Annotated in this window: 14 protein-coding genes; 5 read left to right on the forward strand and 9 right to left on the reverse strand. The window is 51.1% G+C overall.

Features of this window, described 5'->3' with window-relative positions:
• Positions 1–71 precede the first annotated feature (71 nt).
• The 8 genes from AAY72_RS16245 to seqA form a co-directional block, all read right to left on the reverse strand.
• Entirely contained in the window at positions 72–1,646 is a 1,575-nt protein-coding gene (locus AAY72_RS16245; RefSeq protein WP_057788973.1) for a dihydrolipoyllysine-residue acetyltransferase, read from the reverse strand.
• A 10-nt stretch (positions 1,647–1,656) separates the two neighbouring features.
• Positions 1,657–2,634: an alpha-ketoacid dehydrogenase subunit beta gene (locus tag AAY72_RS16250; protein ID WP_057788975.1), complete on the reverse strand. Its 978-nt coding sequence runs from the start codon at positions 2,632–2,634 to the stop codon at positions 1,657–1,659.
• Positions 2,634–3,818, reverse strand: coding sequence for a thiamine pyrophosphate-dependent dehydrogenase E1 component subunit alpha (locus AAY72_RS16255; protein ID WP_057788976.1), 1,185 nt, complete (start codon positions 3,816–3,818; stop codon positions 2,634–2,636). Before AAY72_RS16255 ends, AAY72_RS16250 begins: the two co-directional genes overlap by 1 nt.
• A 211-nt stretch (positions 3,819–4,029) precedes the next feature.
• Complete coding sequence (astE, locus tag AAY72_RS16260; RefSeq protein WP_057788977.1) at positions 4,030–5,067, reverse strand: succinylglutamate desuccinylase; 1,038 nt, start codon at positions 5,065–5,067, stop codon at positions 4,030–4,032.
• Positions 5,068–5,153: 86 nt separating this feature from the next.
• Positions 5,154–6,017 carry a hypothetical protein gene (locus AAY72_RS16265; protein ID WP_057788979.1) on the reverse strand — a complete coding sequence of 288 codons (864 nt, stop codon included), beginning with the start codon at positions 6,015–6,017 and terminating at the stop codon, positions 5,154–5,156.
• A 134-nt stretch (positions 6,018–6,151) separates the two neighbouring features.
• On the reverse strand, positions 6,152–8,635 hold the full coding sequence (locus AAY72_RS16270; protein ID WP_057788981.1) for a glycogen/starch/alpha-glucan phosphorylase: 2,484 nt from the start codon (positions 8,633–8,635) through the stop codon (positions 6,152–6,154).
• A 206-nt stretch (positions 8,636–8,841) separates the two neighbouring features.
• Positions 8,842–10,491 (reverse strand): phosphoglucomutase (alpha-D-glucose-1,6-bisphosphate-dependent), encoded by a 1,650-nt coding sequence (gene pgm, locus AAY72_RS16275; protein ID WP_057788983.1) that lies wholly within the window; start codon positions 10,489–10,491, stop codon positions 8,842–8,844.
• Positions 10,492–10,522: 31 nt separating this feature from the next.
• Positions 10,523–11,068 carry a replication initiation negative regulator SeqA gene (gene seqA, locus AAY72_RS16280; RefSeq protein ID WP_057788985.1) on the reverse strand — a complete coding sequence of 182 codons (546 nt, stop codon included), beginning with the start codon at positions 11,066–11,068 and terminating at the stop codon, positions 10,523–10,525.
• A 414-nt stretch (positions 11,069–11,482) separates the two neighbouring features.
• Between seqA and AAY72_RS16285 the strand changes: the two genes are divergently transcribed.
• From AAY72_RS16285 to fldA, 4 genes are all read left to right on the forward strand, one after another.
• A complete protein-coding gene (locus AAY72_RS16285; protein WP_057788987.1) occupies positions 11,483–12,244 on the forward strand; it encodes an alpha/beta fold hydrolase in 762 nt (253 codons plus the stop codon).
• Positions 12,245–12,307: 63 nt separating this feature from the next.
• The gene (locus tag AAY72_RS16290; RefSeq protein WP_057788989.1) at positions 12,308–12,505 is read left to right on the forward strand and encodes a DUF2788 domain-containing protein; all 198 of its coding nucleotides are present in this window, start codon (positions 12,308–12,310) and stop codon (positions 12,503–12,505) included.
• Positions 12,506–12,516: 11 nt separating this feature from the next.
• Positions 12,517–12,789 carry a LexA regulated protein gene (gene ybfE / locus AAY72_RS16295; RefSeq protein ID WP_008610375.1) on the forward strand — a complete coding sequence of 91 codons (273 nt, stop codon included), beginning with the start codon at positions 12,517–12,519 and terminating at the stop codon, positions 12,787–12,789.
• Between the two features lie 13 nt (positions 12,790–12,802).
• Positions 12,803–13,333, forward strand: a complete 531-nt coding sequence (gene fldA / locus AAY72_RS16300) for a flavodoxin FldA (RefSeq protein WP_057788991.1) — start codon at positions 12,803–12,805, stop codon at positions 13,331–13,333.
• Positions 13,334–13,386: 53 nt separating this feature from the next.
• Here fldA and AAY72_RS16305 read toward each other — a convergent pair whose 3' ends face one another.
• Positions 13,387–13,875, reverse strand: coding sequence for a DUF4442 domain-containing protein (locus AAY72_RS16305; RefSeq protein WP_057788993.1), 489 nt, complete (start codon positions 13,873–13,875; stop codon positions 13,387–13,389).
• 155 nt (positions 13,876–14,030) lie between these two features.
• Between AAY72_RS16305 and fur the strand changes: the two genes are divergently transcribed.
• Entirely contained in the window at positions 14,031–14,471 is a 441-nt protein-coding gene (gene fur / locus AAY72_RS16310) for a ferric iron uptake transcriptional regulator (protein WP_008983360.1), read from the forward strand.
• The last annotated feature ends 32 nt before the right edge of the window (positions 14,472–14,503 follow it).

Raw genomic sequence — 14,503 nt, forward strand, 5'->3', positions numbered from 1 at the left:
CGCGCCATGCCCGGCGCACCATAAAAAAGCCCCGCAATGCGGGGCCTGTTCTACAACCGTGATCCGGTATATTAACGCAGCGACAGTAACATACTGCTTGGCTGCTCCAGATATTGCTTCCACAGATTGGTAAAGCGGGCAATGGTGCCACCATCAATAATACGGTGATCACCAGACCAGCTCACCTGCATCAGCTGCCGTGCCACGACCTGGCCGTTGGCAGCAAAGCGTGGTAAGGCTTGTACCCTACCCAGCGCCACAATCGCCACTTCCGGCTTATTGATAATGGGCGTCGCCACTGTACCACCAATAGCACCGATATTACTGATGGTAATGGTGCCGCCTTTCAGATCGGCCGGACTTACCCGTCCTTCGCGCGCTGCATCGGTTAAGCGGGTCAGCTCGGCAGCAATTTCCAGAATGGACTTTTGCTCACAGCCTTTGACATTAGGTACCAACAAGCCAATTTTCGAGTCCACCGCGACGCCGATATTATGGGCGCTAAAATAAGTCAGTTCAGTACAGTCGGCATTCGGCTGACTGTTCATCACCGGGAACTCGTTAATCGCCAGCGACAACGCCTTCATAAAGAACGGCATCATCGTCAGCTTCACGCCCTGTTTGGCATACTGATCTTTAAGTTGTAGCCGCAGCGCAATCAGATCGGTTAAGTCAATTTCTTCGCAGTACGTAAAGTGCGGAATGCTTGATACGGACTCGGCCATCTGCCGTGCCATCGCCGCTTTAATGCCACGAATAGGTTCAACCCGGTTTTCAGCGCTGCTAACGACAGCTGTGCTTGTCGCGGCGACCGGTTTAGCGGCCGGCGTACTAACAGCGGCAACAGGGGTGCCTTGGGCAAAGGCGCGCACATCCTCTTTATAAACCCGGCCTTTATCGCCCGAGCCTGGCACCCGTTGTAAATCAACACCCAGCTCACGGGCCAGACGGCGCACGGCCGGGCTGGCTAAGGCTTTGCTGCCTTTCGCCGCTGCACTGTCACTGGCAGCAGGTCTTGCGGCAGTGGCGGTAACCTTCGGGGTCAGATCATGATCTGACCCCGAAGCGACTGGCGCTGCCGCCGTTACATCTCCCTGGCGGCGAATCGCAAACAGCGGTGCATGCACCTTGGCAATATCGCCCTTGGCATAGTACAGCTTACTGACCACACCAGCATATTTGGCCGGGATTTGCACCAGCGCTTTGTCGGTCATCACATCACAGACCGGCTGATCTTCTGCGATGGTATCGCCTTCCGCGACCAGCCAGTCAACGATTTCACACTCCACAATACCTTCACCGATATCCGGCAGGATAAAGTCTTCAGTAATTTCGCTGATCTTCGGGGACTTCGGGGTCAGATCAGGATCTGACCCCGAAGCTGCAGCCGGTGCGGAAGCTGCAACACCAGCCACTTCCATCTCAAATAATGGCGCATGCACCTTAGCAATATCGCCTTTGGCGTAATACAGCTTGCTGACCACGCCATCATACACCGCCGGAATTTGCACCAGCGCTTTGTCGGTCATTACATCACAAACCGGCTGATCTTCTTTAATCACATCGCCTTCTTTGACCAACCACTCGACGATTTCGCACTCGACGATACCTTCACCGATATCCGGCAGAATAAAATCCTGTTTCATCGAAAACTCCTTAGAAATTAACCGAGCGCATAATGGCTTCGAAAGTTTTCAGATGATCGGCCACATATTCTTTTTCCAGTGCCAACGGGTACGGCGTATCTAAACCACAAACCCGCTCGATCGGGCTTTCAAGATGCAGGAAACACATTTTCTGAATCGTGGCGGCAATTTCACCGGCAAAGCCGCCGGTTAACGGCGCTTCATGGTTAATCACCAGACGACCGGTTTTCTTTACTGATTCCGCAACGGTATCAGCATCCCATGGCAGAATACTGCGCAGGTCAATCACTTCGCACGATACGCCCTGCTCGGCCGCCATTTCTACCGCCTTTTGCACGATTTCCATCTGCGCGCCCCAGGCTAGCACGGTTACGTCCTTACCCTGTTGCAACACTTCGGCCTTACCGATGGGCAGCTCGTAATAGTCTTCCGGCACTTCGCCAACAGAGGCACGGTACAGTTTCTTCGGTTCAAAGAAAATCACCGGATCCGGGCAGGCAATAGACGCCAGCAGCAAACCTTTGGCCTGATAAGGGTCACGCGGTACTACGATTTTCAGGCCCGGCGTATGGGCAAAATAGGCTTCCGGGCTCTGGCTGTGGTAATGACCACCGGCAATACCGCCACCATAAGGGGTGCGGAATACTAAGCCACCGACATTAAATTCATTACCCGAGCGGTAACGGAACTTGGCTGTTTCGTTGACGATCTGGTCAAAGGCCGGGAAGATATAGTCAGCGAACTGGATCTCAGCAACCGGCTTCATCCCCTGCGCCGCCATACCATTAGCAAAACCAGCGATACCTTGTTCAGTTAATGGCGTATTAAAACAACGGGCCTTGCCATATTTTTCCTGCAGCTTGCTGGTGGCACGAAACACGCCGCCGAAATGACCGACGTCTTCACCAAAGCAGACCACACCATCGTCTTTGGCCATCGCCAGATCCAGCGCATTATTAATGGCCTGTAACATATTCATTTTTGCCATTAGTCGAGTCTCCCGGCAGTAATAGGATAAGCATCCGGATATTTGCGGATATGTGCTTTTAATTCATCCAGTTGTTGTTGCAAAGCCGGGATAGGCTCAGCGTAGACATCAGAGATCAGGTGTTCAATACCAGGCTTGGCGACTTTCTCCGCCACCTTTAATGCGTCCAGGATATCGGCACGCAGCTGCTCAGTTTTGGCATTATCAGCAGCTTCATCCAGCCAGCCTTGCTTTAGCAACCAGGCTTTAAAGCGGGCGATCGGATCGTTTTTACGCCACAGCGCTTCTTCTTCTTTGGAGCGGTAACCGCTCGGGTCATCTGATGAGGAGTGTGCCCCTAAGCGGTAAGCCATCGACTCCAGTAATACCGGCTCGTTGTGCTTCAGCGCATAGTCACGGGCCATTTTAGTGGCCTGATACACCGCCAGAATATCAGCACCGTCCACGCGAATGGCTTTCATACCATAACCGACCGCGCGGCAGGCAATGCCGTCACCGACAAACTGCTCATTGGCCGGCGTCGAAATGGCATAGCCGTTATTGCGGCAGAAAAACAGCACCGGCGCCTTATGCACCGCGGCCATATTTAAACCGGCATGGAAGTCGCCCTCAGAGGCGGCGCCTTCACCAAAGTAACACAGCGTCAGTGCATTCAGGCCACGCAGCTTTTGCGCATAGGCATAACCCGAGGCCTGCGGAATTTGCGTGCCCAGTGGCGACGAAATGGTCATATAGTTAATGGCGTTTGAGCCATAGTGCACCGGCATTTGCCGGCCTTTACCCAGATCTTTCTCATTCGAGAACAACTGGTTCATAAATTGTTCCAGCGTAAAACCGCGATAGCGCAAGGCGCCCTGCTCCCGGTATTGCGCCATAATCATATCCTGATCGCTCAGTGCGGCAGCACTGCCGACCGTGGTCGCTTCTTCCCCTAAACACTGCATATAGAAGCTGATCCGGCCCTGGCGCTGTGCGGCCAGCATCCGCTCATCCAACACCCGGATAAACACCATGGTGTCGTACATCTTTAATGCGGTGTCTTTATCTAACTCTGGCGCTGTTGCCCCGTCATACAGACTGCCATCGTCTTGCAGGATCCTTAAGGTAGGTATTTTTAACGCATCACTGGCAGTGAACTCCGCGCGGTGCACCGTGGTAATGGTGGCGTTATTTGGATTAGTCATAAGGAGTCTCTTGGTTGTTTTTTATAGATTATAGTCGCGTCCGACACGTCGTGGCGCAGGTATCACCCCGCAGACATTCCGGTTTTAACTTAAATTTTTGCGCCGAACTTTACCTTTACGTAAACTGCATTGCAACCGCCGGCGGGCATAAAAAAACCTGAGCAGCAACCAAGCTGTCAGGTTATATTTACTCAGTGTCTGCTTTTCGCCACTAAATCAACTGGCCGCTGACATCTTTGGGTATCACCATCAGCATCGCCCGTTGCCCGATCGCCACCTTAGCATTGGGGAAGATAATGGCCTCACCTTCACGTTCGACCCGGTATTCCAAATCGCCATCCGTTGCCAGCAAGGATCCCAGCGGATAACTGGTAAAATTTTCCACATCATCGGCAAAATGCAGTTTGAAATCCTGTGTTTGCTTATTAATGCTGCGATACACCTCGTACAGCTGAAAGTCGGCTTGCCTGAACTCGCTAAACGGCGGCAAGGCCCCGCTAACCAGCGCCCGTAACGTCTGCTCGGTTTTGGCAAAGCGCCGCATATCGTTTTCACCAAAGGGACGCACCTTACCCAGCTCAACGGTAAAGGCATCAGCACCATGGCTATTAGAGGCATAATAACTAAAGGTACTGGCCGGGGTTTGCATCAGCAATACCGTGGTGACTTCACAGGCCGCCAGTAACTGAAACTGGGCTTTTTTCCAGGGTTTACCGTGCAGGAATGGACAAACCGCAAACTTTTCAAAGCGCGAGCCGCGAATAGCGGTATGCAGATCATAGAGCGCGCGCTCACGGCCCTCACCGCCCAGCTGATAAAAGCGGCTGACATAATTTTCTAATGCCTGCGCCCGGCGCCGCTCGGCATTAATCAGGCCTGCGCCCTTGCTATGATGGCCGGAGAATAAGCGGTTTAAGTTCTCTTCAATCTCCCGCGTGCCGTTATTAATCGCCGCCGGATTACCAAATAATACCAGTAACCGCTCGCTCAGCTGTAGCTTACCCAGCAACAGATCCCGCACCAGCGCGGCGCAGATTTCAATCGGTGCCGTTTCATTACCATGTACGCCACAACTGAGCACGATATCCTGCTGGCCACTCCGGGCAGGTTCAAAGTAAATGACCCCGGTATCCCAGATTTCTACCTGAGTACCATTGTCGAGGCTAAAGTGCGCCGGCGATAAACCATCGGGGTTAGCCAAAGTAAGCGCTAAAAAATCACCATTTTGTTTAAGTTGTTGTGCCGGCATGTTACTTCCTGTTACTGATTTAACGCAAAGAGCAGCAGATGTTACCTTGTAATGCCGCTTAGGCCAAGTTGCCCGCAGCCAGCCATTTATTCCGGTATTGTCGCTTGCTGGTATTCCGGGCGGGCTAAATGTTGTTGATTAAAACGTTGATATGACTCACCGTCAGCACCAGACCATAAGTTTAATACCTCCAGAAACACCGGATCCTGGCGCACCTGAGGCATCACACTATTAATTAAATTAACAACTTGCCGCCCCCAATCACTGCGGGCACAACCGATCGCGCCCGGAATGTGGTCTTGTTGTTGCTCCCTGATCGGCAAGCTACTGATATTCCCCTGACCGGTGCGATTAAAATAGTTGGCAACAATAGGATAATCGATGGTGTAATCCAGACGCTCTGCCTGAATCATTTGTAAAATAGTTACCGCGCCACCAACGCCAGGCCTCGCTAAAAACGGCGGATACTTGTCCAGCAAGGGTTGTAACTCGGCATAACGCCGACCTGCCGGATAACCCAAACGGTACTGCGTTGCCGATAACAATAATTCAAACGCCACCGGGCTGCCATAGCGGCTGGCGATCTCTGCAGCCAGCGGCAACCGACTCAGTATCTGATATGGCTCATAGATATGGGTGGGTTGGCTGAAATAGGCCCGCTCGGTATGACTGCCGCGATAAATCATACATGGAAAACACAGATCGGTTTGATCATTCAGTGCCTGTGAAATCCGCGGCTGCGGCATAACCCACACTGACGAAGCAACCTCGGGTAAAGCTCTATGCACCGCACTGATTAGCGCATCACAAATGCCTTTATTCTGATAAGGGCCGCTGAGGATGTGAAAAGGCGGCGCATCATTGATCGCCCATTGGATCCGGCCCGGCATCGCACCGCTCAATCCTGAGCTTAATAACAACAGCAGTATACTGATTAAGACACACCGCATTCTAAGCTGATCCGCCAAATAACCGTGTAAGCAGCATATCGCAACCCCAGCTATAAAAAAAGGCAGCTTATCGCGCTGCCTTGGTTACTCTGCTCAAGAGCGCACTGGATGCGCCCTGGTGAGTCATGCGGAGTTTACTTTTTGATTTGGCACGGCTTTAATTGCCATACCCGCTCTACATAATCTTCAATCGAGCGATCTGAGGTAAATTTACCAACCGAAGCGGTATTCAGAATGGCTTTTTCTGCCCACAGCGCTTTATCGCGATACCAGGTATCCACTTTTTGCTGCGCCGCCAGGTAGGATTCAAAGTCGGCCAGCACCAGATAGGGGTCACCGCCTTCCAGTAAGCTGCGTTTAATCGCCGCTAACTCACCCGGTTTACCCGGCGTAAAGTAATCGGTTTCCAGCCAGTCCAGAATAGCTTTCAGCTCCGGATTATTATGGTAATAATCGTAACTGTTATAGCCGCTCTCATATAAGGCTTTCACTTCATCAACGGTTAAACCAAAGATCGCGATATTATCGTCACCAACTTCCTCAGCGATTTCAATATTGGCGCCATCCAGGGTACCGACCGTAATAGCACCGTTTAACGCCAGCTTCATATTACCGGTACCTGAGGCCTCTTTACCGGCGGTGGAGATCTGCTCCGAGACATCCGCGGCCGGGATCATCTTCTCAGCTAAGCTCACCCGGTAGTTTGGCATAAACACCACTTTAATGCGGTTTTTCACCCGCTTATCGTGGTTGATCTTATCGGCGACCTTGTTAATCGCATAGATAATCTCTTTTGCCAGCTTATAGCCCGGTGCCGCCTTAGCACCAAACAGGAACACCCGTGGCACCATATCGTAATCCGGGTTTTGCAGAATACGCCGGTACAACGCCAGGATATGCAGCAGGTTCAGGTGCTGCCGTTTGTATTCATGCAGGCGTTTGATCTGCACATCAAACAGCGCCGCCGGATCCACTTCAATCCGGGTCAGCTTTTTAATTTCCCGCGCCAGATCGGCTTTGTTCTGCTGCTTAATCGCCATAAAGTTATCCTGCAATGCAGGATCTTTAGCAAAGTCAGCCAGCTTATGCAGCTTTTTCAGATCGGTTGGCCAATCGTCACCGACCTTGGCATCCAGCAAGGTAGCCAGCCTTGGGTTACAGGCTTTTAACCAGCGCCGCGGTGTTACACCGTTAGTAACGTTAGTAAATTTATCCGGCCACAGCGCCACCATTTCTGGGAACAGATCAGATTTCACCAGCTTGGAGTGAATTTCTGCCACCCCGTTCACCTTAAAGGAGCCCACCACCGACAAATGCCCCATCCGCACCATCTGCTCATGGCCTTCTTCGATAATCGACAGCTTGCGCTTCTTCGCATCGTCACCCGGCCAGCGCATTTCTACCTGCTCAAGCAGGAAGCGGCGGTTAATTTCGTAAATAATTTCGATATGCCGCGGCAGCACTTTTTCAAATAAGCGCAGTGGCCATTTTTCCAGGGCTTCTGGCAATAAGGTATGGTTAGTGTAGGCAAATACCTGCTGACAAATCGCCCAGGCGTCATCCCAAGCCATTTCAGCACGGTCAACCAGAATCCGCATCAGCTCCGGGATCGCTACCGCCGGGTGGGTATCGTTTAATTGAATCACCACCTGCTTGCCAAAGTGGCTCCAGTCATCGCCATGGCGACGCTTATAGCGGCGGATAATGTCTTTTAACGAGCAGGAGCAGAAGAAATACTGCTGAATCAGACGCAGCTCTTTACCGGCATCAGTTTCATCGTTCGGGTACAGGACCTTAGAGATGTTTTCCGCTTCCACGTTTTCCCGCGCCGCATCAATATAACCGCCGGAGTTAAACACGTCCCAGTTAAAGAAGTCAGAGGCGCGGCTTTCCCACAAGCGCAATACGTTTACCGCACTGCCATCATAGCCGACAATAGGAATATCCCACGGCACCCCCTTGATGATCCGGCCCGGGTGCCAGACTTTTTTCATCTGGCCCTGTAAGTCAAATACGGTTTCGACATAGCCATACACGGCAATTTCCTGCACCGATTCCGGGCGACAAATTTCCCACGGGTTACCGTACTCACGCCAGCTATCCGGACGCTCGATCTGCCGACCATCCTGGAAGCTCTGCTGGAACAGGCCGTTTTCATAGTGAATGCCATAACCCACGGCCGGGTAATTTAACGTCGCCAGTGATTCGATAAAGCAGGCTGCCAGACGACCCAGGCCGCCGTTACCCAGCGCCATATCCTCTTCCTGCTGCTCCAGATCGGCAATATCCAGCCCCAGCTCAGCCAGTGCCTGTTTGGCGTTCTGATAAATCCCGAGGTTATGCAGGTTATTACTGAACATCCGGCCCATCAGATACTCGAGGCTAAAATAGTGCAGCGCCCGGGTATCTTGCTCATAATGGGTGCGTTGGGTATTGCGCAGGCCATCGAAAACCTGCTCGTTTACCGCAGCACAGGTCGCGCGCCACCAGGCCTGATGGCTGGCTTTATTAACGTCGGTGCCAAGCGTGGAGTGTAAGTGTTTGATAATACTTTCTTTAATCTGCTCAGTGGCAGTGTTGGCAGCCTTTGCTACCGAAGCTGTAGAGGTCTTTTTCATTGCCAGTCCCAAATGTGTTCGCCACAGTCAGCGATGTTACACAGTTATAATTGTAGAAAAATTACAAAAACAATACCGCAAAATCGCACTTTTGGCAAAGGCTACCCATCATTTCGTAAGTTAATTACATAACTAACTGTCAGTACGCAAGTAACAAAAAAGGGGTTAGCCTTATCTAACCCCTTACTTTTAAGTCCTTTTTATATTCAACTGTTCGCAAATACCGCTGCCACAAAGGCTTTCGCATCCTGTTCCAGTTGCTCCAGATGTGCCTGATCGACAAAGCTCTCCAGATATATTTTATAGGCATTTTCGGTGCCAGAAGGACGGGCGGCAAACCAACCATTTTTGGTAACGACCTTAACGCCGCCGATGCCGGCATTATTACCCGGCGCCTTGGTCAGCACCGCAGTGATGGGATCGCCGGCCAGGCTGGTGGCCTTAACACTGCTGACATCCAGATTTTTCAGCGCGGCTTTCTGTACCGCAGACGCCGGTGCATCCAGACGCCGGTATAGTGGCGAACCTAGCTTACGGGTTAACGCCTGATACTGCAGATAAGGGTCAACCCCGGTTTTTGCCAGCATTTCGGCGGCCAGTAAGCCCAGAATAAAGCCATCTTTATCGGTCGACCAGACAGTGCCATTATGGCGAAGGAAACTGGCGCCGGCACTTTCTTCGCCACCAAAGGCGATCTCGCCTTTATGTAAGCCATCGACAAACCATTTAAAGCCAACCGGCACTTCGCTTAGCACCCGGCCCTGCGCCGCAACCACACGGTCAATCAGCGCACTGGAGACCAGGGTTTTACCAATCGCCAGCTCAGCGCCCCACTGCGGCCGGTTGGCCAGCAGATAGTTAATAGCAACCGCCAAATAGTGATTCGGATTCATCAAGCCACCGCTGCGGGTAACAATGCCATGGCGGTCAAAATCCGGATCATTGCCAATGGCAATATCAAATTGATCTTTCAGTTGAATTAAGCTTGCCATCGCATGGGCTGACGAGCAATCCATGCGGATTTTGCCGTCTTTATCCAGCGACATAAAACTAAAAGACGGATCGATCTTGTCATTGACCACGGTGATATTCAGGCCATAGCGCTCAGCAATTCTGGGCCAGAACGCAATGCCCGAACCGCCCATCGGATCGACGGCAATACGAATGCCGGCTTTGGCAATGGCCGCCATATCAATCACGTTTTCTAAGTCATCAACATAGTGCTGAATATAATCGATGTGCTGACAATAGCCGGACTGAATCGCCAGTGCATAAGGCATCATCCGCACGCCTTCCAGATCTTTGGCTAACAGCTCATTGGCGCGTTTTTCAATCCAATCGGTGACATCGGTATCTGCCGGACCACCATGCGGCGGGTTGTATTTAATGCCGCCGTCTTCCGGTGGATTATGCGAAGGCGTAATCACGATACCGTCGGCCAGTTGGCTGCTTTCACCGTCGTTGTGGGTCAGGATAGCGTGGGAAATGACGGGTGTCGGGGTATAACCTAAGTCTTTCTGGATGCAGACCTGAATTTTATTGGCAATCAGCACTTCCAGTGCGCTGGCAAAGGCCGCTTCTGACAAAGCATGGGTATCTTTACCCAAAAATAATGGCCCGGTAATGCCCTGTTTTTTCCGATACTCGGCAATTGCCTGACAAACAGCCAGTACATGTGGCTCATTAAAGGTGTGCTGCAAGGCGCTGCCGCGATGGCCGGAGGTACCAAAACTGACTTTATGCTCCGGATGTTGATGCACATCGGGCTCCAGTACATAGTAAGCCGTCATCAACCGGCAGATATTCGGAATAAGTTCGTTTGGAACCGGCTGACCTGCCAGCGGATGTAATGACATGGGCACTTCCTTTTTTGCGTAATTCAGTTAATCAGAGTAAGTCGCGGATACGCTCAGCGTCTTCAGCACTATAGCCAAGTTTAATCGCAGTTTCCGTCAGCATCATTTTTTTCCGGGTGGTATTGGAATTGGTGATCACCCAGAAGTTAGTATTAGGAATTTGCTTCGGGTTAGTGCTGCTGCCCGCTTCGTTTAACGCCTCGGCCGAAGTCCCAAAATACAGCCGGTTGCGGCCTTTAATCTCAAGCACCCTGGCAAAATCTTTTTTGTGTACCCGTGCCAAAACCGAGAGCAGATATAAAAAGCGGCCAACGATATTCTGTTCGGTTTGTAAATCCTGTGGTGTTACCAGATCAAAAATATTACCGGCTTTAGTTTTGCCAGCCGGTTCGACCACCGCGGCTGCGACAGCCGCAGTGCTTACTGCAGCTACCGGCGCAGCAGGTGCCGCTATAGTGGCTTTGACAGGGGCACCGGGTAGTAAACGACGCAGGATATCTGAGGCACTTTCGCCAATACGCTGGGTCTGGCCGGCGATAAACTGATAAAGATCGTCGTCAATTTCAATGGTTTTCATAGTGTTAATCCGTTACCTCAAATTGGCCTGATTATATACCCAAAGCAGCAAAAGATGCGAGTTTCCGCCGGTGCCTGACGCTGGGCTGATGTTTTGCTAGAATAGCCTGCTATTACTAGGGCGTGTTGACGTTTTCTGCTTAGATTTTGTTCGCACTGGCGGCGCTTTGATCGCGAAACGAGGAGCGCAGTTTAGTTATTCTAAATAAGTGACGAGTGACAAAGAGCAAAGCGCCGCCAGCGCGAACCCTTCGGGCAGCGTTTGGCTGGCGTTTCTACTGCGTTATCGCTTGTTCATGTAGAATAACTACACATCACAAGCTCTGCCTTGTATAAACACCAGCCAAACGGCTGCAAAAACAAGCAGCAAACGTCAACACGCCCTAAGACTCCGTAAAGCAAAAGAGTAGCGGTTATGATACTGAATTATCAACTTAACGGTCAGGGTCCGCTCGTGGTGCTGATCCACGGCCTGTTCGGCAGTTTTGAAAATCTGGGCGTGATCGCCCGCGCCTTACAGGATGAATTTCAGGTACTGAATATCGATGTGCGTAACCATGGCCGCTCGCCACAGAGTAGCGACATGAGTTACCCGTTACTGGCCGCGGATCTGGCAGAAACACTGGACAGTCTGGCACTTAAGCCCTTTGCACTGCTTGGTCATTCCATGGGCGGCAAAATTGCCATGCAATATGCGCTGCAAAACGCTGACAAACCAGAGCGCCTGATCCTGGCCGATATCGCCCCGGTCGGTTATCCACCCCGGCATAACAGTATCTTTGCCGGCCTGAACAGTATTGATTTAACTACCCTAAGCAGCCGGGCCGAAGCCGATCAACTGCTGGCAGCCTATATAAAGGAAGCCGGCGTGCGACAGTTTTTATTAAAAAGTCTGGATAAAACCGAGACCGGCTTTCGCTGGCGCTTTAATCTGGATGCCTTAAGTACGCATTACCAGGCGCTGATTGGTGCACCAGCGGCGCAAGGCGTGTTTGATGGCCCGACCCTTTTTATCAAAGGCGGCAACTCAGATTACATCCTAGCTGAGCACAGACCGACTATTCTGGCACATTTTCCGGCGGCGCAAGCCAAAGTGATCGAAGGCACCGGCCATTGGCTGCATGCTGAGAAACCGGCGGCGTTTAATAAAATTGTGCGCGATTTTTTATTGAGCTAGCGCAGAAAAAGCGGTGCCAGTTGTGCTATAGTGCGCGCACTTTTTTCGGGACGACCCTTGCAAATGAGTGTAGAGCAGTTTGAAACTATTGGCCTGTGGCTTGGTCTGGGTGTGTTATACATCTTTATCGTACTGGCGATCCGCGATGTACTGAAGAAAAGTCAGGCTCCGAAAATGGGGCAATTTTTTGTCTGGCTGGTGCTGTTTTTATCACCACTGGTCTTTATCGTGAAAAGTGTATTGCAGTATTTTTTCGAATAAGAGGCGACGTCATGGCGAAAATAGCCACCGATCGCACCACCATTGATTTATTTGCGCTGGACAAGCGCCCCGGCAGACCCAAAACTAACCCCCTGCCGCGGGAAGAACAGTTAAAACTGAACAAGCGCAACCAAATCAAGCGCGATCGCGTAAAGGGGTTAAAGCGTATCGAATGCAAGGTGTCAGAGCAGCTGTGTGACAAACTCGATCAGGCAGCGGCTTTGGCCAAGATGACACGCAGTAATTTTATTGAACATCTGTTAGAACAGGCTTTGGCCAGGTAAGAAGGCGTTAACTATGGCAACAGTGGGTATTTTTTTTGGTAGCGATACCGGTAACACCGAACATATCGCCAAGATGATCCAGAAAGAACTGGGTAAAAACTTAATCGATATTCGTGATATCGCGAAAAGCAGCAAAGAAGATATTGCAAGCTTCGATCTGCTGCTGCTCGGGATCCCAACCTGGTACTACGGCGAAGCGCAATGCGACTGGGATGATTTCTTCCCGGAATTGGAAAATATCGACTTTAATAACAAGCTGGTCGCGATTTTTGGCTGCGGCGATCAGGAAGATTACGCTGAGTATTTCCTGGATGCGATGGGCACGCTGCGTGACATTATCGAGCCGAAGGGTGCCATTATTGTCGGCCACTGGCCAACTGCCGGTTATAACTTTGTCGCTTCTAAAGCACTGGTCGATGACAACCACTTTATTGGCCTGGGTATCGATGAAGATCGCCAGCCGGAGCTGACCGAGCAACGGGTTAAGCAATGGTGTAAGCAGATTTATGATGAAATGAGCCTGGCGGAATTTGCCAAGCTGTAAGCTACCTTTGTAGCAGCCGCTCACAGCAGAAAAAGCCGGTTCGCCGGCTTTTTTTATGCCTTAGTTACTGACTCGGTTGCGCGGTACTTCGGCTTTTTCCGGACATAGACAGTGCGATTGACTTCACATACCACCTGATTATTCGCATCTTTGATATGTACCAAAAACTGCGGAAAAAACTTGTCACCGCCGTCGGTCTCACGTTTAACCTGCTCCACCATCTCATCCGACAGCCAGAACTCGGCGGTTAAACGGCTATAACCCGGTTTGATATAGTTGATATCGGCCTGTTTGTCCCACACCAGATATTCTTTACCTAAAGCGCCCATCAGCAGCAGCGGGTATATCGGATCGGTCATCGCAAACATTGAACCACCAAACTGGCTACTATTAATATTGCGGGTCCAGGGCCGTGATTTCAGCTCGACCCGGCAGTAGCGGTAATCATCACTCAGCGCCGCCACCTTTATGCCGCTGAAAAAAAACGGTGGCCAAAAATTCAGTAAATGGCGCATCACGCCCGGTTTAAATGCCCAACGCATAACTCACTCTCTGGTATGACCTGTGACGTGCATTCTACCTTGCTTTCAAATTTCAGCAAGTTAGGGCCGTAAAATATTGAAAAGGGATAAAGCCATTGAATATAAAACTAATCTCTTTATAATCCCTGTAAGTTCACGTTTAGATAAGAGTTGCTATGAACGATCATAATACCGAGTTACGTAAGGCTGGCCTGAAAGTGACCCTGCCACGGGTGAAGATTCTGGAGATCCTGCAGGATCCGAAAAACCAGCATATCAGTGCCGAAGATGTATATAAGCTATTACTGGACATCGGTGAGGATATCGGCCTGGCGACCGTATACCGGGTACTAAACCAGTTTGATGATGCCGGCATTCTAACCCGCCACCACTTTGAAGGCGGTAAGTCAGTGTTCGAGCTAACCGGTGCTAACCACCACGACCACTTAGTTTGCTTAAAATGCGGCAAGGTGGTTGAGTTTGAAGACGACACCATCGAGCAGCGCCAACTGGCGATTGCCAAACAGCATGGTATCAAACTGACTCACCACAGTTTGTATATGTACGGTGAATGTGAAGACACTGTGCAGTGTAAGAAAAACAGCGAGCAGAACTAACTACTGGCTCTATCGAGTAGGAGGCGGGATCA

Source organism: Alishewanella sp. WH16-1 (genome assembly GCF_001441695.1).
Lineage (GTDB): Bacteria > Pseudomonadota > Gammaproteobacteria > Enterobacterales > Alteromonadaceae > Alishewanella > Alishewanella agri.